The 18,849-nt window shown below is 40.7% G+C and carries 16 protein-coding genes; 7 read left to right on the forward strand and 9 right to left on the reverse strand.

Annotated elements, in window-relative coordinates:
- Window positions 1-15 precede the first annotated feature (15 nt).
- Together VB836_RS27135 and VB836_RS27140 are read right to left on the reverse strand one after the other, a co-directional pair.
- A complete protein-coding gene (locus VB836_RS27135) occupies window positions 16-1,665 on the reverse strand; it encodes a WG repeat-containing protein (protein ID WP_323224224.1) in 1,650 nt (549 codons plus the stop codon).
- Window positions 1,666-1,701: 36 nt separating this feature from the next.
- A complete protein-coding gene (locus VB836_RS27140; protein WP_323224226.1) occupies window positions 1,702-2,022 on the reverse strand; it encodes a nucleoside triphosphate pyrophosphohydrolase in 321 nt (106 codons plus the stop codon).
- Between the two features lie 58 nt (window positions 2,023-2,080).
- Here VB836_RS27140 and VB836_RS27145 point away from each other — a divergent pair, with 58 nt between their 5' ends.
- The 5 genes from VB836_RS27145 to VB836_RS27165 all read left to right on the forward strand — a co-directional run bounded on the left by VB836_RS27145 (window position 2,081) and on the right by VB836_RS27165 (window position 6,875).
- A complete protein-coding gene (locus VB836_RS27145) occupies window positions 2,081-2,848 on the forward strand; it encodes a class I SAM-dependent methyltransferase (protein WP_323224228.1) in 768 nt (255 codons plus the stop codon).
- A gap of 70 nt (window positions 2,849-2,918) precedes the next feature.
- The gene (locus VB836_RS27150; RefSeq protein ID WP_323224230.1) at window positions 2,919-3,830 is read left to right on the forward strand and encodes a putative selenate ABC transporter substrate-binding protein; all 912 of its coding nucleotides are present in this window, start codon (window positions 2,919-2,921) and stop codon (window positions 3,828-3,830) included.
- 118 nt (window positions 3,831-3,948) lie between these two features.
- Window positions 3,949-4,332 (forward strand): hypothetical protein, encoded by a 384-nt coding sequence (locus VB836_RS27155; RefSeq protein WP_323224231.1) that lies wholly within the window; start codon window positions 3,949-3,951, stop codon window positions 4,330-4,332.
- Between the two features lie 18 nt (window positions 4,333-4,350).
- The gene (locus VB836_RS27160; RefSeq protein WP_323224234.1) at window positions 4,351-5,121 is read left to right on the forward strand and encodes a phosphonate ABC transporter ATP-binding protein; all 771 of its coding nucleotides are present in this window, start codon (window positions 4,351-4,353) and stop codon (window positions 5,119-5,121) included.
- 35 nt (window positions 5,122-5,156) lie between these two features.
- Entirely contained in the window at window positions 5,157-6,875 is a 1,719-nt protein-coding gene (locus VB836_RS27165) for a PhnE/PtxC family ABC transporter permease (RefSeq protein ID WP_323224236.1), read from the forward strand.
- A 29-nt stretch (window positions 6,876-6,904) separates the two neighbouring features.
- Here the strand turns inward: VB836_RS27165 and VB836_RS27170 are convergent, their stop codons facing one another.
- The 5 genes from VB836_RS27170 to VB836_RS27190 form a co-directional block, all read right to left on the reverse strand.
- The gene (locus VB836_RS27170) at window positions 6,905-7,978 is read right to left on the reverse strand and encodes an ABC transporter ATP-binding protein (RefSeq protein WP_323224238.1); all 1,074 of its coding nucleotides are present in this window, start codon (window positions 7,976-7,978) and stop codon (window positions 6,905-6,907) included.
- A 36-nt stretch (window positions 7,979-8,014) separates the two neighbouring features.
- Entirely contained in the window at window positions 8,015-8,887 is an 873-nt protein-coding gene (locus VB836_RS27175; RefSeq protein WP_046277682.1) for a carbohydrate ABC transporter permease, read from the reverse strand.
- 3 nt (window positions 8,888-8,890) lie between these two features.
- Entirely contained in the window at window positions 8,891-9,799 is a 909-nt protein-coding gene (locus VB836_RS27180) for a carbohydrate ABC transporter permease (RefSeq protein ID WP_323224241.1), read from the reverse strand.
- Window positions 9,800-9,831: 32 nt separating this feature from the next.
- A complete protein-coding gene (locus VB836_RS27185; protein ID WP_323224244.1) occupies window positions 9,832-11,169 on the reverse strand; it encodes an ABC transporter substrate-binding protein in 1,338 nt (445 codons plus the stop codon).
- 151 nt (window positions 11,170-11,320) lie between these two features.
- A complete protein-coding gene (locus VB836_RS27190; protein ID WP_323224245.1) occupies window positions 11,321-12,289 on the reverse strand; it encodes a glutathione S-transferase family protein in 969 nt (322 codons plus the stop codon).
- A 287-nt stretch (window positions 12,290-12,576) separates the two neighbouring features.
- Here VB836_RS27190 and VB836_RS27195 point away from each other — a divergent pair, with 287 nt between their 5' ends.
- Together VB836_RS27195 and VB836_RS27200 are read left to right on the forward strand one after the other, a co-directional pair.
- A complete protein-coding gene (locus VB836_RS27195) occupies window positions 12,577-12,822 on the forward strand; it encodes a hypothetical protein (protein ID WP_200906303.1) in 246 nt (81 codons plus the stop codon).
- Between the two features lie 231 nt (window positions 12,823-13,053).
- Window positions 13,054-14,007, forward strand: coding sequence for an Hpt domain-containing protein (locus tag VB836_RS27200; RefSeq protein ID WP_323224248.1), 954 nt, complete (start codon window positions 13,054-13,056; stop codon window positions 14,005-14,007).
- A gap of 3 nt (window positions 14,008-14,010) precedes the next feature.
- Here VB836_RS27200 and VB836_RS27205 read toward each other — a convergent pair whose 3' ends face one another.
- On the reverse strand, window positions 14,011-16,023 hold the full coding sequence (locus tag VB836_RS27205; RefSeq protein ID WP_323224250.1) for a DICT sensory domain-containing protein: 2,013 nt from the start codon (window positions 16,021-16,023) through the stop codon (window positions 14,011-14,013).
- A 251-nt stretch (window positions 16,024-16,274) separates the two neighbouring features.
- A complete protein-coding gene (locus VB836_RS27210) occupies window positions 16,275-18,791 on the reverse strand; it encodes an alpha/beta hydrolase (RefSeq protein ID WP_323224252.1) in 2,517 nt (838 codons plus the stop codon).
- Window positions 18,792-18,849 lie beyond the last annotated feature (58 nt).

Here is an 18,849-nt window from a genome sequence, read left to right on the forward strand (position 1 = left end):
TTATTAATTTTAAATTTACTTTAAAGGATTTTTGATATATCCCCATTTTCCATCTTCTAAAACGGTTTCCCAATCAGTAGGTACTGCTGAACCATCATATGCTGTAGGACGAGAGATCCATTTTCCACCCCAATTCACCGATGCAACACCTTCTGAAAATGAATCTGCATCGCTAAATTTAGGTCGTATAACCCAATTTCCATTTTGATCAATAAACCCACAAATTGCACCTAATCTTACAGCCGCCAGTCCTTCTGAAAACCTTTTAACAATAGAAGGCTGGATATGGTTTATACCATAAAACTGAGGAGCAATTACAATTTTTCCCGTTTTATCAATAAATCCCCATTTATCATTCACTAAAATTGCGGCTAGTCCTTCTGAAAAAGATTCAACATGATTTGAGGTTTTAATAACAATTTTACCCGTTTTATCAATAAATCCATACTGATTTTCTAACTTCACACGCGCTAACCCCTCAGAAAAAGATTCACAAGATTCAAACTGAGGTGAGATGACTAGATTTCCTTGAGGATTAATAAAACCAAATTTTCCTTCTATTTTAACTTTTGCGAGTCCTTCGGAGAAGTCTGAAGCAGATTCATACTCGATTGGAATGATGACTTTTCCCAGTTGGTTGATGTAGCCATATTTTTGATTTAAACTGACCATTGCCATACCATTTTTAAATTGACCCGCTTGATCAAATTGTGGAGGAATTCTCATCGTTCCACTGGGATCAATGTAACCGTATTTCCCATCAATATATACCGCAGCAAACACTTCTGAAAAATCCGATGCTGCTTCAAATTGAGGTGAAATGACCATATTTCCACTTTTTGTGATGAACCCTGCCTTTTCATTAACTGAAACTTGCAAAAGTCCATCAGAAAATTGTAGACTCGTCCAATTATAGGCTTGAAGATCGATAACAGGTTTCCCTTTTTGATCAATCACGATTTGTTGATAACCAAAACTAGGATATTCTAAGCGATTACTGACGACCGCTAATCCTTGAGAAAAGGGAGCCGCAAAATCATATTGAGGAAAGATCGCTAAGGGATTTTCTGTGGCGATAGATTCAACCGTAACAGCCCCCCAAAACTTTAAAGCTTGACAAATTAACGCTGCAACTTCACCTCGGGTTGAGGGTTTATTCGGGTTTAATTTCTTGGAATTTGGGTAGTTAACAACATAATAATGATAAGCAGCATTTAGCATTAAAGGTTTAGCATAAATCGGAATATCAGCCGCATCTTCAAAATAGAGTTTTAACAGTTGATCTAGACTTGTATTTACATAAATTTCTGGCCCTGTAGGAATCTCTAACTTCTTATAACCTGCATAAGCAATGATGGTTTGTACTCTCGGAATTTGTTGTTCTGGCTTAAAAGTTTTATCGGGATAACCAACTAAAAAAACCCGAGAAGTTGCCTTTTGAATCGCATCATAAGCCCAATAAGTTTTGGTAACATCTTTAAAATTTAGGGGTTCTCGAATAATAGGAGCTTCAGAAAAACAATTGAACATTAGTACCGCAAATTCAGCGCGTGTAACTGGAGCATTGGGGCGAAACGTTCCATCGGGATAACCGCTAACAAGGTTCCGTCCAGCCAGCTCAAGAATGGACGATTTCGCCCAATGGTTTTGAACGTCAGAAAACATGATTAACCTCAGATTTTATTGGATTTAACCCTAGAGTTACTCAGTCCATAATAATTTTACTTTCTGAGTGAATCCGCCTTTTTCCGCACGTTTTTGATCGCGAGTTAATAAAATCGATTCTTGAGGAATATTATGACTCTCTATTAAAGCATCAATCACATCCAGTAAGTCCGCCAACTCCTCAATTAAATCTTCTCCATTTGCGGTTGCTGCTTCTTGGGCTTCTTCTAAAAGTTTATCCCGCAATGCTTGACGATATTCGCTTTCTGAAAGGATAATGCTATCGCACTGACGACCCGCTTGGCGAATTATTTCGGGAATGAGATCACGCACGAGTTTATTATGTTCTTGACGCATGGATACTGATCCTCCTGTACAATAGATTAAGATTACCTCAATTCAGTTACTCGTTGTCATGCAAATTTTCAGTAAACTTTTTGAGAAAGTTACTCTCATTTTCCTGTTCATTATATTCGCAATCGGACTGAACGGTTGTACTTTTTTTGAGTCTGTTTCTGTTTCCCATTCTGATAGCATTTATCAGGAACGATTGGTTCATAGTCCCGATGGAATTGGTAAGTTTTATATGGGTCGAGAAATTGCTCAGGTTATGGGACATGAGGGGGCAGCGTGGTTAGAACGTCCCAGTCGCATGACTTCTGAACAACCCCAACAAGCAATTGATGTACTTGATTTTAAATCGACTGATATTGTGGCTGATATTGGTGCGGGGACGGGTTATTTTACCTTTAGAATTAGTCCGTTAGTTCCTCAAGGAAAGGTCTTGGCTGTGGATGTTCAACCGGAAATGTTAGAGTTAATCGAATTTGTGAAAAGGGAGGAAAAAATTAGCAATATTGAAACAATTTTAGGGGATATTGAAAACCCAAATTTACCGGAATCAACGGTTGATATCGCTTTGATGGTTGATGCTTATCACGAATTTGAATATCCCCGAGAAATGATGCAGGGAATTGTTCAAGGTCTCAAGCCTGGAGGACGGGTTGTTTTGCTAGAATACCGTAAGGAAAATCCCTGGGTTATGATCAAAGGCTTGCACAAAATGAGCGAAAAGCAAGTGAAAAAAGAAATGCAAGCAGTTGGTTTAGTTTGGCAAGAAACAAAAGACATTTTACCTCAACAACATCTGCTAATTTTTCAAAAACCAGAGATTTTTAATTAGAGTTGAAAACGCTTAAAATTATAGTATAATCTAAAAGATTTAGGATCACACAATTCAAGGGAATCAACTGATGATTAAAAAATTTTTGTTTTTTGGAATCTTGGTCTTTATGCTACCTTTAGCAGCCTGTTCTTCTCCTTCTTCTCAAACGTCAACGGGTGGCTCTGAAGAAGCGTTAATTGTGGGTGCAATTCCTGACCAAGATCCAGAAGAATTACAGCGAAAGTATCAACAATTAGCCACCTATTTAGAACAAAAACTAGGCGTTCCCGTTGAATACAAACCCGTCACAGATTATGCAGCAGCAGTAACAGCTTTTAAAGTCGGGGATTTAGATTTAGTTTGGTTTGGCGGTTTAACGGGAGTTCAAGCGCGTCTACAAGTTCCGGGAGCAGAAGCGATCGCTCAACGGGATGTTGATCAACAGTTTCATAGTTTATTCATTGCTCACAAATCTAGCGAACTTACCCCTTTAAATGATATTTCTGAACTGCAAAAACTTAAAGACAAAACCTTGACATTTGGAAGTGAATCTTCAACATCGGGGCGATTAATGCCGCAGTATTTTCTCAAACAAGCAGGTGTCACTCTAGAAGATTTTAAAGGCGAACCGGGTTTTTCTGGCGATCACGATAAGACTATTAAATTAGTAGAAGCCGGAACCTATCAGGTGGGTGCAGTCAATGAAAAAGTTTGGGAAAAACGAGTTCAAGAAAATGCGATAAACTTAGATCAGGTTGAGGTGATTTGGCGTACACCTGCCTATTATGATTACCATTGGGTCATTCACCCGCAAGTTAAGGAACAATACGGCGCAGACTTCGTTCAAAAGGTACAAGAGGCTTTTATGAGTCTTGATCCCAATGTGCCGGAGGAAAAGGAAATCCTAGATTTGTTCAGCGCAGGTCAGTTTATTACCACTCAAAACTCCAACTATTCTCAAATTGAGGAAGTCGGGCGAGAAATTGGCAAAATAAAGTAATAATTGAACCGTGTTTTGATCCGATATAATTTTGGATTAACGGCCTCATTCTAAATGATTTAGAAATAGCTAGGGATCAATCTATTAAAACGATACTCTAAATCTTTGGGTAAATACTATGCTCAAAAATCTATTTCTGACGCTGTTATTTTTTCTAGGGATTGGACTAGCCAATTCAGCGATCGCACAATCAACTGTATCCTGCCAGATTGATGAATCTGGGACTAATGATTCTAGTTTTCTACTGTTTAATTGTAATTACTCGCGCTCACAAATTGACACCGAAAGAATAGGTTTTCAATTGTCAACAAACTTAGGCACATTGATTATCTTAAAAGCTCAGTCCGGTGCAGAAGTGATTATGCCCAATCCTGACAAAGTAAATACTCTGATTCAGACTTCTTGGGTTGTGGAGAGAGCCGAACGATTTGATAATGTGATGGAACTAACACTTTATAATAAAGACACAGGAAAAACGGTTAAAATAGATGTCAGTTTTTAAATTCAGTGTCTTTGTTCAATGATGCAAAATGTTCCAATTTTTGAACTCAAAAATGTAACACATCGGTTTGGAAAATTTCAGTCCTTGACTGATATTAACATCAAGATTACAGCAGGAGAACAAGTCGCATTAGTTGGATCTTCTGGTGCGGGAAAAAGTACCCTGCTGAGTTTACTAAATGGTACAATTATTCCAACTCAAGGTGAAGTTTACATACTGGGTCGAAATCTGAGAAACCTGCGTCCAAAATTACGTCGTCAAGTTCAACAACAAATCGGAACAATTTACCAACAATTTAATCTGGTGGATAATCTGCGAGTGATTCATAATATTAACGCAGGTCATTTAGGGCGTTGGTCATTTTTAAAAGCTGCAATTTCACTCATTTATCCTCTAGAAATTAAAACAGCAACCCAAGCCCTCCAACAAGTAGGAATTCCCGAAAAACTCTTTGAACGTACCGATCGCCTCTCAGGAGGTCAACAGCAACGGGTCGCGATCGCCAGGGTTTTAGTACAAAATCCCACTGCAATTTTAGCCGATGAACCGATTTCTAGTCTTGATCCGCAACGCTCCTCGGAAATTATAGATTTACTGCGTCAATTAAGCCAAGAAACTAATAAAACTCTCGTGACCAGTCTGCACGCCATTGAATTTGCTCGCAGTCATTATCAGCGTATTATTGGTTTAAAAGCAGGGAAAATTTTCTTTGATCTTCCGGCTAACAGCTTAACAGATGATCAGATTGATCAATTATACGATACTCAATTTAAAACTCACTCAATTTGATCAGAAAATTCTATTAATCAACGCTAATTTAAGGAATGAATTCAACCGTTAAAATCAAACGTCCCTCTCTAATCAACTGGAAAACAGTTTGGCTGATTATTACAACTTTATCTCTGATTTTGTCCTGCCAAATAGCCGGAATTTTCCAACAAGAATTACTGAACTTTGGCGGGTTTAGCTTAGTTAAAGCATTTCTCAAGGCTGCTTTTTCTCCCGAACTTAACCGAGAATTTATTCAACTGACCCTAGAAGCAAGTTTAAAAACCTTAAGCTTTGCAGTTTGTGGTACTGTTTTCAGTATTTTCATCGGTGTAATTGGCGGTTTATTGTCCTCAGAAATTTGGTGGCGATCGCTTTCTCCTGATTCTTTAGCAACCCCTTGGTTATTTGTGCGATCGCTTTTAGCTATTCCTCGTTCCATTCACGAAGCAATTTGGGGCTTATTTTTTATTAATATCTTTGGACTCGATCCGCTTGTCGCTATTTTCGCGATCGCCATTCCTTTTGGTAGCATTACCGCCAAAGTTTTTTCAGATATTTTAGATGAAACCCCACGCCAAGCTTTAACCGCCCTTTTGAGTAGTGGTATTTCCCCTCTCAACGCCTTTCTTTACACCCTATTTCCCCAAGCCTTTCTCAACCTTTTATCTTACACTTTTTATCGATTTGAATGCTCTATCCGTTCAGCGACTCTATTAGGAATAATCGGTGCGGGTGGCTTAGGTTATGAAATATTACTCAGCCTTCAATCCTTGCGTTACCATCAAGTTTGGACGCTATTAATTGCATTAGTTATTTTAACCGGATTGACCGATCTGTGGAGTTCAAGCTTGCGTCATCGTTTGGGTGCGCCCTCTCGCTTAGATCTTAATATTTTGCAGTTAAAAACCGACAAAAAATACAACGAAAATTCAGAAAATATAGCAGTAAAGAAATATTGTTTTCCTTCTTTTGTTACCCTATCTGGTTATTTTACCCTAATTTTAATTTGTTTTTCCTTTTGGGATATTAACGCTGATTTTTCTAAACTGTGGTCGCCTCGAACTTGGCAATTATTCGTCTCAATTTTACAAGAAGCGTTGCCGCCCGATTTTAGCGAACTTGAACAGCTTTTTACCCTAGCCCAACAAACTCTCGCCCTGTCTATTTTAGCGATAATTATAGCAGGTTTAGGTGGGATTTTACTCTCATTTCCGGCTGCAAATAACTTCTTATTACCCGGTGGAATCTTTGATTTTAGTCAAAATAAAAATCCTCCTTTGTTCAACTTTGGTATCGTCATTTGGGGTATAAGTCGGTTTATCTTACTCTTTGCTAGGTCTGTTCCTGAACCCATTTGGGCGTTAATTTTTATGTTTATTTTATTTCCCGGAATTTTACCCGGAGCCATTGCTTTAGGGTTACATAATCTGGGGATTTTAGGACGATTAATGGCAGAAGTTACAGAAAATTTAGATCAGCGTCCCTTGCGATCGCTTTCGGGGTTAGGCGCCACGAGTCCTCAAGTGTTTATCTATGGCGTTTTACCCTTGACGCTTCCCCGGTTTATCGCCTATATTCTCTATCGTTGGGAAGTCTGTATTCGGGCGACTGTAATTGTGGGTTTAGTTGGTGCAGGTGGCTTAGGACGGTTACTCACAGAACAACTAAGTAGTTTTGATTATAACAGTGTTTTGGCGACCTTAATTGTTTTTGTTTTTCTCACCATTTTTGTCGATTTTATCAGTCATTTTATGCGAAAAACATTAAGATAAAAAAATGAATGGGTTAGATGATTCTTATTTTAAGTCGATGAATTGAGGCGATCGCCTGTTTCCACATCAAAGCAATGGAATTGTTTTTTGAACAGAGAAACGGTAATATTTTCTCCCTCCCAACTTCGATCAGAAGGAACCATCATTCTGACTGTATGATCCGAACCTGTTACTCGCAGACTCAGTAATTTTTCTTTGCCAAAATCTTCAACGAGAAAAATATAACCTGTGATTGTTTGACCCGTTTCTATTTCTCCTAAGCTAATATCTTCAGGACGAATTCCCAAAATAACTTGATGAGGTTGAGTTTTTAAGGGAGGTAAAATAATCTGATATTCTCCTAAAATTGCTGTATTTTTCTGGCAGTTAAGCTTGAGTAAATTCATTTGAGGACTTCCCACAAAACCCGCGATAAACTTATTGGCAGGTGCAGTGTAAATCTCACGAGGAGAAGCGAGTTGCTGTAAATATCCCTCACACAAAACCGCAATTTTATCCGATAAAGTCATCGCTTCGATTTGGTCATGGGTGACATAAACGACTGGCTTATTTTGGGATTCAAATAACTGTTTTAAATCAGCCCGAACCTGTTCTCGCAATAACGCATCTAAATTACTCAAAGGTTCATCTAATAAAAAGATATCAGGATTTCGCACTAACGAACGAGCCAACGCCACTCGCTGACGCTGACCTCCCGAAAGTTGACCGGGTTTGCGAGTTAGCAGATGTTCTAAACCGAGTCGTTGCGTCACATCTTGAACTCGTTTTTCGATTTCCTCTCGCGAAGTTTTACGCAATTTTAAAGCGGCTGAAATATTTTCAAACACACTCATATGAGGATACAGTGCATAGCTTTGAAAAACCATTGAAATATTGCGTTTTCCGGGTGGAGTTGATGTCACATTTTTTCCGCCAATCAAGACTTTTCCTTGGGTGGGTTGTTCGAGTCCTGCTATTAATCGTAATAGGGTTGATTTCCCGCATCCAGAAGGGCCGAGTAAGGTGAGAAATTCACCATCTTTTACTTCTAAACTAATATCTTTAACGGGAACAACAGAGGGAGCGAATTGTTTACGGAGATTTTCAAGTTCTAGTTTAGCCATAGTTAATCGTTTTTAAATTGAGTTTTTAATGAAAAATTAACCCTTAACAGCGCCCGCCGTAATGCCTTGAACAATCCGTCTTTGAAACAGCAAAACTAATAGAATTAAGGGGAATGTTCCCGCAATTGTCGCCGCAGCAATTGGCCCGTAAGGAATTTCATAAACAGAAGCCCCTCCGAGTTGAGCAACAGCAACCGGAATCGTATACAAGTTTTCTCGGGTAATAAAAGTTAGGGCAAAAATAAACTCATTCCAGGCAAAGATAAACGTGAGAATTCCCGTTGTAATTAACGCTGGAGTGGTCATCGGCAGAACAATTTGTAATAACATAGAAATAGTATTATAACCGTCTATTTTAGCCGAGTCTTCTAAATCTTTAGGCAGTTGTTGGAAGAAACTTCTAAGAACTAAAATGGTTAAGGGTAAGTTGATCGCAGTGTAGGGAATAATCAAAGCCAGATAGTTATTTCCCAGTCCCAAAAATTTCACGACTTCTAGCAGTCCTAAAAATAATAACACATAGGGAAATAAAGTCACCAGTAATATAAAGCCTAAAATGATATTTTCACCCGGAATTCGCAACCGGGCTAGAGTATAAGCGGCTGGCGCACCGATTGCTAAACAAAAAAGTGTTGAAGTCAAAGAAACAAAAGCACTATTAAGAATATATCCAATAAAAGGTGAACCTAAATTGAGATAATGTTCAAGCGTAAGTTGATTGAATTTTGGGAAATAAATTGCGGGAATCGCAGCAATCGCTTCATTGGTTTTAAATGAGGTGAGAATCTGCCATAAAATCGGAGCTAAACAAAAGATAACGGTAAATATAACTCCAATAAATAGAAGAATATTTTTCCAATTGATGTCGGTTGGTGTTGCCGAGGTGTCAGATTTGGAAATATTCGCCATAACTTATTGTCCTCCAGTTAAATTAACACGACTTTTTGACAGTAAAAATGCGGCAATGGCTACAGCTATTACTAATAAGAAAAACGTCACCACAACTAACGCCGCCCCATATCCAAAATCTAAGTAACGTCTAACGGTTGCATAGATATAGATAGAAACGGTTTCTGTAGACCCTGCTGGCCCCCCTCCCGTCATCACTTGAACTAAATCAAATACCCCAAAAGCTTGAGCAAATCTAAACAGTAAGGCGATAATAACTTGAGGCATTAAGAGTGGTAAAGTGATTTGACGAAAACTTTGAATAGGTGTTGCTCCATCAATCGAATGCGCTTCATATAAATCCATCGAAATCGATTGCAATCCCGCTAACAAAAGAATAGAAATAAAAGGGGTAGTTTTCCAAACTTCTGCGACAATTAAAGCAAACATGGCTCTTGTGGGATCACCTAACCAAGTGATGCTCGTTTCCATCAATCCTAAGCGTTGTAATAGGTCATTGACGACCCCATATTGACCATTAAAAATCCACGCCCAAGCTAACCCCATAACAGCCGTTGGTAACGCCCAAGGAATGAGCGCTGAAGTTCGCACAAATCCTCGTCCGCGAAAGCTTTGATTGAGAATAAGAGCAATTCCCATGCCCAAGATTAATTCTATTGTAATTGAAATCAGAGTAAAAACGCTGGTATTCCACAAACTTTGCCAAAAACGACTATCTCCCAGTAGGCGAGAATAATTGTACAGTCCTGAAAAAATAGGTTGTAACTGAGTGGCTAAATTTTCGGTAAAAAAACTCAACCAAAACGCCCGAGCAATTGGATAAATAAACACCAATGCTAAAATGAATAAGGCTGGCAAAATCAGTAACCATCCGGTTGTTTTTTCTCGTTGTTCAATATCTTTTTGTTTCATTCATCTTTAATATAAACGACAATCAACTATTTTTAACTGTTTATTTTTTGTTTTCCACCTAATAATGTTCGGGTTTCTCGGGCTGCTGCTTGCATCGCAGCTTCGGGAGTTTGAGAACCTGTTAAGACGGCGCTCAGATAACGTTGCAAAATGTCAGAGGTTTGAGCATATTGGGCAATAGGCGGACGTAAAACGGAGTTATTAATCACCTCTAAAAGTAGAGGATAATGGGGATATTTCGTAACTAATGCTGCATCTAAAAACAGTGAGCGCCGCCCCGGAACAAACCCTGTTTTTAAAAAATACTCGCGCTGCACATCAACCGTATTAAAATATTCAATTACTTTCCAGGCTTCTTCTTGATGAGGTGAATTACTGGAAATACCAAATCCCCAACCCCCTAAACAAGCCCCACTATTTAAGCCGGGCGCATGAACCATTGGTTTAATACTAAATTTGTTAGCTATTTGAGATTGATTCGCTAGGGGAACAACATAGGGCCAATTGCGTAAAAAAACGGTATTTCCACTTTGAAAGAGTAATCGACTTTCTTCTTCTGAATAAGTCGTTACATCTTCTGGAGAAATTCCTTCTGTAATCGTTTGACGCAAAAATTCAACGGCTGCAATCGCTTCAGGTTTATCGAGTCCAACTTCATTGGTTTCTGGATCTACCCAAAATCCTCCAAATCCTTCTAGAACTTCGGTAAACATCGCCGATAATCCTTCATATTGTTTTCCCTGCCAAACATATCCCCATTGGGCTAAACCTTTGTCTTGAATTTGTTTAGAAATCTTGCTCAAATCTGCAAAAGTTGCTGGCGGTTCAACCCCAATTTCTTTCAACAAATCTGTGCGATAATACAGCATTCCACCATCAGCCCGCAGAGGCATTCTATACAGTTTATCTTGATAACGTCCTCCCTCTGTGACTCCTTCTAAATAGGGTGTTAATAAATTCGGATCAACCCAAGGCGATAAATCCGCTAACCATCCGGCTGCTGCAAATTTTTGCACCCAAACGATATCCATATACACAATATCATAGGGTGAATCTCCGAGTAAAAATGCAGAGGTATAAAGATCTTCTACTAAGTTCGTATTATTCGGCCCTCGAACAATTTCTAGAGTAATATTAGGGTTTTTTTGGTTAAAATCTTCAGCAAAAGATGCGAATTGGCTTGCTTCTCCGGCTTGTACTAAAAATCGGACAGTAACAGATTCTTGAGAAAATGAGGGAAAATCACTGAATAGCCCAATACTGAAAAGCGTTGCGATCGCTAACCCGATTATCTGAATTACGCGCCGACTCCCCAGGAATGAAACCGAGAAAAAAATGAACTGATATTTTGATTTTTGACCCTCAAACATTATTTGTATTTAAAATAAAATAACTGCAAAAATAGCCGCTAAATTCATGTTGAATAAAAATGCTATGATGCCAAAATTTTAGGCTATTATAACACGTTGAGGGGAAAAGTTCCCCTCTCCTAAGATAGAGATCTAATCAATTCCCTCCGACTCAATGACTCCATTTGTCGCGATCATGAGGTTCATCAAAGTTAATAATCGGCCCTTTCGGAACGACTCGGGTAGGATTAATTTGAGTATGGCTTTTGTAGTAATGGCGTTTGATGTGATCTAAATTGCAGGTTTCTTTAACTCCTGGTGTTTGATAGATATCTTTGACGTAGTTCCAGAGGTTAGGATAATCGACAATTCGCCGTAAATTACATTTAAAATGACCGTGATAAACGGCATCAAAGCGAAATAGTGTTGTGAACAGACAAACATCAGCTTCCGTGAGTTGATTTCCACACAAATAACGCTGATTTTCTAACACCTGCTCCCAGTGATCGAGATGATTGAATAATTCGGTCACAGCTTCTTCATAAGCGCTTTGAGTTGAAGCAAAACCCGAACGATAGACGCCATTATTAATCGGTTGATAAATCGCGTCAAGGGTCTGATCAATTTTCTCTTGAAGTTCCTCGGGATATAAGTTTAAATCCGATTGAGTATAAGCCGAAAATTCTAGATCCAACATCCGAATAATTTCCCGTGATTCATTATTAATCATCAGTTGATTGGGCTTATCCCACAAGACTGGAACTGTTACTCGTCCAGTATATTGAGGATGAGCTTTTACATAAAGATCGCGTAAATATTCACAGCTATTAACAAGATCAGGAATACAACCGGGTTCTTCGGAAAATTTCCAGCCATCTTCCCCCATTTCAGGATCAACAATTGACACCGTAATCACATCTTGTAGTCCTTTTAAATTTCGCATAATTAACGTCCGATGCGCCCAAGGACAAGCTAAACTGATATAAAGATGATAGCGATTAGATTCGGGCTGAAAAGGGGTTGAACCATCGCTTTTAATCCAGTTGCGAAACTGGGTTGGCATTCGGTTAAATTTGCCTTGATTATCTTGTTCTGTCCATTCTGTTGTCCATTTTCCCTCAACTAACATTCCGAGTGGCATGATTCCTCCTGTGGGTGTTCAGTTTCTTCAAACGTTCTATTTCTAAAGACTAACTGTTTTTATTTTAATTCAGAATCAAAAAATAAAATGAGTCGCCGTAAAATTTCAACCCCCTTGATCTTTGAACTGTCGTTAAGCTATACTGATAAGTCTATTAATAAATATTAAATAATCTCTGATTCGGAATAAATTTTTCTCAATGTTCAAATCATACAGAGATTATCGCCGGAATTGATCACTATGTATTTTGGTTATTACCCTTATTAGGGTTAGGTTCAATTGCATTCATGCTCGATGGCTATTTCTTAGGATTAACAGAAGGGGTAATCTTGCGAAACGGTGCGATCGCCGCTATTGTTGGCTGTGTGGCGATGGCAATTAATGCTTGGCAGTTCCACAGTTCCCATCTGTTATGGTTCGCGTTATCGTTATTCATGGCAACACGAGTGCTAACGTTAGGCTTAAAAGTCCCCTTAACCTTCAATCAAATCTCAAAAACCGACCCCACACTTTCCTCAAGCCTCACAAGCTAGTCAATTCGGAACGATTAACACTGGGCGAGCCATCGCTCAAAAAAATATTGCCTGAAAAGAATTGATTTAGATCTGGGCAACCTACAATGAATACGTTAGAGTTGTTTTGAATGATCAGTCCGTTGCCTCGTCGTGTCGGTTTTTCAGCCTGGACAGTTTCCCGAGAATCGAGACAATTTCGTTCAGACTCACACACTCGGCTGGGCATTTGAACAGATTAGGAGGATAGCCGTGCCGCCAGATCAACAGCAGTACCAAAAAATTTTCCTCGCCTTCATGGAAGAAGCCGGAGAACACCTGGAAATCATGGAACAGGGGCTAAAACGCTTGCCTGCTGTCATGGCAAACCCCGATCGCGAAGAGGCGATCGCCATCTACCGTGCTGCTCATACCATCAAGGGAGGTGCGGCGATGCTGATGAATCAAAGCCCCAGTTTAACCAGTATTAACAAAGTCGCGAAAAGTTTGGAAGACTGCTTTAAGCCCATCAAAGATGCTCCCTTTAAAGTAGACGCTACTGCTCAAACTCTCGCCAATAAAGCCTATGAAGTTCTGAAAAATCTGATTAGCCGTTGTCAAAGTCCAGGCGGGTTATCTCCTCAAGTGGGCGAAAAAATTGTCACGGCATCTGCTCCCCTGTTTGAGAAACTTGAAGCTCACTTGCAAGCCCTCGCCAGTGGCAAAGCCGCTCCTGCAACTCCTGCGGCTCAACCCACTGCAACAACCCCAGGCGTTCCGAAAGCCGCCGCTCAAGTGATGACGGTTCTCAAACCGATGTTGCAAGGCTTCAAACAAGCCGAGTCTGCCGCTTCTCGCAAACAAATCGCCGCTTTATGTGGTCGGCTGACGAAAGTTGGCCCTGCTGTAGCTCCTTGGCAAACCCTCGTTAAAACAGCTTACCAAGCGATCGGCAACCCCAGCAATTCCTACGCCGATTTAGCCAGCACGGTGATTAAGGAATTGAAGCAAGGCTCTGAGTTCCTCGAAGCCGGAAAAGCCAACGAAATTGCCCCCAGTCCCGCTTTACTGCAATTGGTGTCTGGAGCCGCTAAACCTGCGGCAGTCGCTCAACAAATTACCATCCCGGCTGATCCGAAAGAAGTGGTGAAAGTGCTGCTGAAAACCTTTGATAAAAAGCAATTACAAGCGATCGCCCAATTGCTGATCAAGCACATCAAGACCTAAAATTTAGCCTGATCTGCCTGCATCTTCTCTCTGCCTTTCTAACAGCGACAACTCAATGGGAAGCGTAAAGTGAAACTGACTGCCCTGATCGCGCCCTGCTGACTCCGCCCAAATCTCTCCGCCCATTCCTTGGACGATCTGACGACAAATCGCCAAACCCAAACCCGTCCCACCCACAGAGCGTTTGAGAGAATCTTCCTCTTGATAGAAGCGATCAAAAATCGTTTCAAGCTGACTGGGTTCAATTCCGCGTCCGGTATCGGCGATCACGACTTCTAACATCGGAGTTCGGGGACGATAATTGTCTTGATGAGCTTCTGGCGGTTTGACTTGGGCTTGAATGGTTACTTGTCCGTCCCTTCCAGTAAACTTACAGGCATTATCCAACAATTTCGTTAAGACTTCTACCAATCCCTCGCCGTCTACCCGTACACAAGGCAATTGAGGAGATAATTCGATCGCGATACTTGGTAAGCGTTCGGTTCCCCAAATCCCCCTCAGACCACTGAGGGCAAACTCTAAAGCTTCTTGGAGTTGCATCGGTTCGGGACGGCGATAGGTTTTACCGCTTTCCAACTTATAAAGGGTGAGAATATCTTGGATCAGGCGGCGCAGTCGTTCGGCATCGATTAAGGCCATATCCAGCATCGTCTGACGAAATTCTATCGGCATATCGGGTTCGCTGGCAATACTTTCAAGGCAAATTTGGATCGTTGAAAGTGGGGTTCGTAATTCGTGAGCAACAATCGCAATTAAGTTATTTTGAATTCGTTCAATCGCTTCGAGTTGTTCATTGAGTGAGATTAAATTAGCATAGGCTTGAGCTTGAGTTAGAGCAACGCCAATTTGAGTCGCGATCGCTTCGAGTAGGGCAATATCCTCAGCCTTCCAGTGATAGGGTTGTGATCCTCCGCCATAATGCAACTCGATCATCCCTAAGAGGGTTCCCCGATAGCGAATCGGGACTAACAACCAAGCCTGAATATTGGCTTGTTCAATCTTGGCCTTCAGTTGCCGATGTTCTAATAAATAGGCATTTTGAGAGACATCATCAATCGCTAAGGCCCGCTCTTGAGCCTGAACCGCCACAAACAAGGGATTATCTATTAAAGACCAAGATTGTCCTTTTAAGGCTGACATTCCCAAGGGTAAAAACTCATATTCAATTTCGGCCTCTCGGACTCGAGAACTGAGACGATACAGCAAACAACGACAATTTTCAAACGTTTCGCCAATCTCCTGCACCGCAATGGCGAAAATCTCATGGGAGTGCAGGGAACTGCGAATCGCCGTAGCAATAGCGTTAATCAGACGTTCTCGACGTTCTTTATCTGCGATCGCACGGTAGGCTTTGAGGAGTTTATATTGATTGGTTTGCAAATAGGTGACTAAGCGCTGGGCGAAGATTTCCGCCTCAATAACCTGCGGGGTTCGTATTGCAACCGATTCCGATGGGTTGATCGTCAGTTGGTATTGTTGGTAAGCACGTTCTACTTTGGTTCTCAGTTGTGGACAGTCCGCGACAATATATTCTAAAAGCCAGCCTGCCGCCGAACGACAGACTTGAGGATCAAAGGTCCATAATCCTTGAAATCGCCTGGCTTGATCGACGAAATTTCCATCTTCCGACTCTTCTCGACACACTAAACAAGCGCTGTACTGTTCGGCGACAATCACTAAATGCCATTCTTTGGCGAGGGCGTCATCCGGTTGTAGGGCAAGAATTTCATAGGGTTCGCTGTTGAGACTCCAGTCTGATTTCGCTTCCGGTACCGCTAAAACATAAACCTGATCACTATGTTGAGCAATTTGGCGATAGCGACGAATTTCTTGCCGATAAAAACGCTCTTGTTGAAAACTGGCAATCACCAAAGCGGCGTCTGATCGGGCTAACACTAAGTCTTCAATTGCGTGAGACAGAGCCGTTAGAGTCGATTTAAAATAAACCTGTGTCCGCAGGTTGGGAAAGTCGGAATTTTGCAGCAAATCGTGCAGTAAAGAATTAGGGTTGCTCATAGGAGTCTCAAGCAAGTTAGGGGAAGGATGCCGGAGCCTGCCTGTTTGTCGGAGACGTGCCGTAATCCATCGCAAAGACATTCAGACGATCGCTGATTAAGATAATCATAGTTGTGATCGTCCACAGGCGTGATCTCGTTTTCCGTTGTTCTCACCAGATGCAAGCCTTTGAAGTCGTCTCGGAAAAGCCACTTGCTCAAAATTCGACTTTTTCTGTATACGAGCAATTTTAACCCTAAAAAGCCCGAAAGTTAGCGATTCACACAATAATCTAGGTTTAATAAGACATAGGGAAACGCAAAGGTAAACCAGCTTCCCCAAACTTGTTCGGCGCGTTCACTATCAATAAAAGTATTGATCGTTCTTCGCCACTGGATATCATTATCGGGCAGAACTAAACCATAAAAATCACAAGTTAGGGGATCTTCAGGAACTAAGGTATAGTTTTCAAAGGGTAATTTTTGTCTAAACAGTTCTCCCAGGGTGAGAATTCCGTCATTGGCAAAGGCATCAATTTGATCATTGGTTACAGCTTTAACGGCTTCTGAAATGGCGTTTTCTCCTCGAAAATAAATCCTTTGGGTTTGCGGATATTGCTGTCGCATGAATTGTTCAGTGGTTGAGTTTCTTAAGACTCCTGTTTTTATTCCGTTCAGATTACTGTTGGGTTGAATTTTTTCTTCATTTTTGGTTTGAATTAAAAACTGAGTTCCGCTAATAAAGAAAGCTTTAGAAAAGGAAACACCGGAAATATTATTGCGGATTGAATTCGGGCCACATTCGAGATGAACCGTTCTATTGCTAACAATTTGAAAGCGATTATCTAAGTTTGAAGGAAATCTAATCAGTTCAACTTCAACGGGTGTATCTAGTGTTTCGGTTAAATGTTGAGCCAAAGATGTGACTAATTCTGAACAATAACCTGTCCAGTTTTGTTTATCATCAATATAGCCAAACGGCGCCGCATCCCGTCTCATGGCTATTTTTAAAACACCTGTGCGTTTAATTTCCTCTAAAACGGTTTCGTTAGGCGGAGGAGGTGTAGCAACAATTGGAGATTTGGGTAAAAGGGGAGCGGGTGCTGGCGCTCCGTAGGCGGTTTCTAATTGTTCTAAAGTCAGTGATTGAATAAAGTTAATATCTAAGCCTTCCTGACTCAGAGATTTATTGTATGAAGAACTGAGATAGGGTAAATCTTGTTGACGTTGTTTGAGATGGACATTAAAAAATGCCGTACTTAAACCAAAAAAATAAGGCCTTCCTAAGTCAAAATTCGTCCCGATAATAAATTTAGGAATACTGGAAACGCCTTTCGTATCGGAACGCAAAGTTGAAGAAAAATGAGTTCCCGGATTCAATAAAGCAAGATATTTATCCGGGGATTTTAACCATAAAAACGGATGAATTTGTTCTTGAACAACCGGAGTGACAATATCCGTTGAACCCGCAACCATTAAAGTGGGAACTTCGACTTTACTCATCCCTTCTGGCCCGTATAATGCACTGGTGAGGGGATGCGCCGCCACAACCGCTTTAATCCGAGAATCACGCAAGTCATAGTTATTTTGAGGCAGATAAACCGCTCGACATTGCAGTAAAAGAGACAGATTTAAGGTGAAGTTATCCGGGTTACATTCTTGGCTCAATCGATTAAAATTAATTTCTGCACCGCCTAATGCTAAAGCGGTTGTTCCTCCAAAGGAATTGCCAATCACTCCAATTTGATTAAAATCAATCAGTTTCTGCCAGAATGGATCGGTTTTTACTAATTTTTCAACTTCGTCTAATAGATAGATAATGTCTAAAGGACGGCTGATATATTCAATCGGACTCAGCAGTAAACCCACCTCACCTCGAATAAAGGCTTCCCGATATCCTAAACTGCTGCCAATGTGTTCAGGAGTCGCAACAATATAACCATAAGATGCAATATGTCGGGCTAAACTATCGTGACCTTTATAGGAACCAAAACCATGACTCGAAATAATTAAAGGAACAGGTTTAGTCAGTCCTTCGGGAATTAAAAAATCTACATCGAGTCGATAGGAACCCGCTAAACCCGTCTCGGTTTGACGAATATTCCGAATTTGAAAACTGACTTCTTTTTTCGTGAGTTTATAGGGGCCGGTTTCTCGCAAATCGGTTAATTGAGAAAAGTCAACTTTGGGTTCGGCTGCGGCTTCGGTTTCCGCCTCTTTGGTAATGGCTTGAGTTGCGGCTTCTCGATATTCTAATAAAATCGGTAATTCTTCGGCGAGTTGAAAGATGAGATTGGCATCAACTTGTATACTTTCGGCGGGAAATTTCCGAATCACATTTAATAATGTAAACCCTCCGGGGTCGGAAGCGGCTTCAACAATTGCCTTTCGTAAAGCTTCCGAACCGTTGATATTGGCTGAGGGTTGCAAGACCTGTCCCAACTGTTGAAAAACGGGGTCAACTAAAGGCATATTCACCGCCAGATCGACAGTTTCGGCAGGAATATTAAAACGCCTTCCCAAAACTTGCCGCAAACTTTCGACTCGGGTTTTGCCGATCAATTTTGCGTAGAGGCCGAAGTCGCCCTGTATTTTGCCATCGTTAACAAAAGCTTCTAAGTTTTTGATGGACATATACACTCGGACGGGAGGATAGGAAAAGGTAATCTCTTCGGCACCCATTGCGGCTTTTGGCTCGAACAAACCGGGGAATATTCCCCCGGACAAGACCAAACCTAAAGAGAGTAAGCTGATGAGAATAAATCGGACCAGTTTAACTCGCTTGTTCATATTAAATCAGACTTGAGGACTAGGATTCAGTATAAGGTAATTCGGGTGAGTTTTGATC

This window comes from Limnoraphis robusta BA-68 BA1 (assembly GCF_034932365.1).
GTDB lineage: Bacteria > Cyanobacteriota > Cyanobacteriia > Cyanobacteriales > Microcoleaceae > Capilliphycus > Capilliphycus robustus.

What these genes read in the sequence shown, in the direction of transcription:
- VB836_RS27195 (WP_200906303.1), top strand. Translation starts at nt 12,577, where the DNA reads ATGCTCGATGGCTATTTCTTAGGATTAACAGAAGGGGTAATCTTGCGA.
- VB836_RS27185 (WP_323224244.1), bottom strand. Translation starts at nt 11,169, where the DNA reads ATGTTTGAGGGTCAAAAATCAAAATATCAGTTCATTTTTTTCTCGGTT.
- VB836_RS27165 (WP_323224236.1), top strand. Translation starts at nt 5,157, where the DNA reads ATGAATTCAACCGTTAAAATCAAACGTCCCTCTCTAATCAACTGGAAA.
- VB836_RS27180 (WP_323224241.1), bottom strand. Translation starts at nt 9,799, where the DNA reads ATGAAACAAAAAGATATTGAACAACGAGAAAAAACAACCGGATGGTTA.
- VB836_RS27210 (WP_323224252.1), bottom strand. Translation starts at nt 18,791, where the DNA reads ATGAACAAGCGAGTTAAACTGGTCCGATTTATTCTCATCAGCTTACTC.
- VB836_RS27150 (WP_323224230.1), top strand. Translation starts at nt 2,919, where the DNA reads ATGATTAAAAAATTTTTGTTTTTTGGAATCTTGGTCTTTATGCTACCT.
- VB836_RS27135 (WP_323224224.1), bottom strand. Translation starts at nt 1,665, where the DNA reads ATGTTTTCTGACGTTCAAAACCATTGGGCGAAATCGTCCATTCTTGAG.
- VB836_RS27190 (WP_323224245.1), bottom strand. Translation starts at nt 12,289, where the DNA reads ATGCCACTCGGAATGTTAGTTGAGGGAAAATGGACAACAGAATGGACA.
- VB836_RS27155 (WP_323224231.1), top strand. Translation starts at nt 3,949, where the DNA reads ATGCTCAAAAATCTATTTCTGACGCTGTTATTTTTTCTAGGGATTGGA.
- VB836_RS27140 (WP_323224226.1), bottom strand. Translation starts at nt 2,022, where the DNA reads ATGCGTCAAGAACATAATAAACTCGTGCGTGATCTCATTCCCGAAATA.
- VB836_RS27170 (WP_323224238.1), bottom strand. Translation starts at nt 7,978, where the DNA reads ATGGCTAAACTAGAACTTGAAAATCTCCGTAAACAATTCGCTCCCTCT.
- VB836_RS27205 (WP_323224250.1), bottom strand. Translation starts at nt 16,023, where the DNA reads ATGAGCAACCCTAATTCTTTACTGCACGATTTGCTGCAAAATTCCGAC.
- VB836_RS27145 (WP_323224228.1), top strand. Translation starts at nt 2,081, where the DNA reads ATGCAAATTTTCAGTAAACTTTTTGAGAAAGTTACTCTCATTTTCCTG.
- VB836_RS27175 (WP_046277682.1), bottom strand. Translation starts at nt 8,887, where the DNA reads ATGGCGAATATTTCCAAATCTGACACCTCGGCAACACCAACCGACATC.
- VB836_RS27160 (WP_323224234.1), top strand. Translation starts at nt 4,351, where the DNA reads ATGATGCAAAATGTTCCAATTTTTGAACTCAAAAATGTAACACATCGG.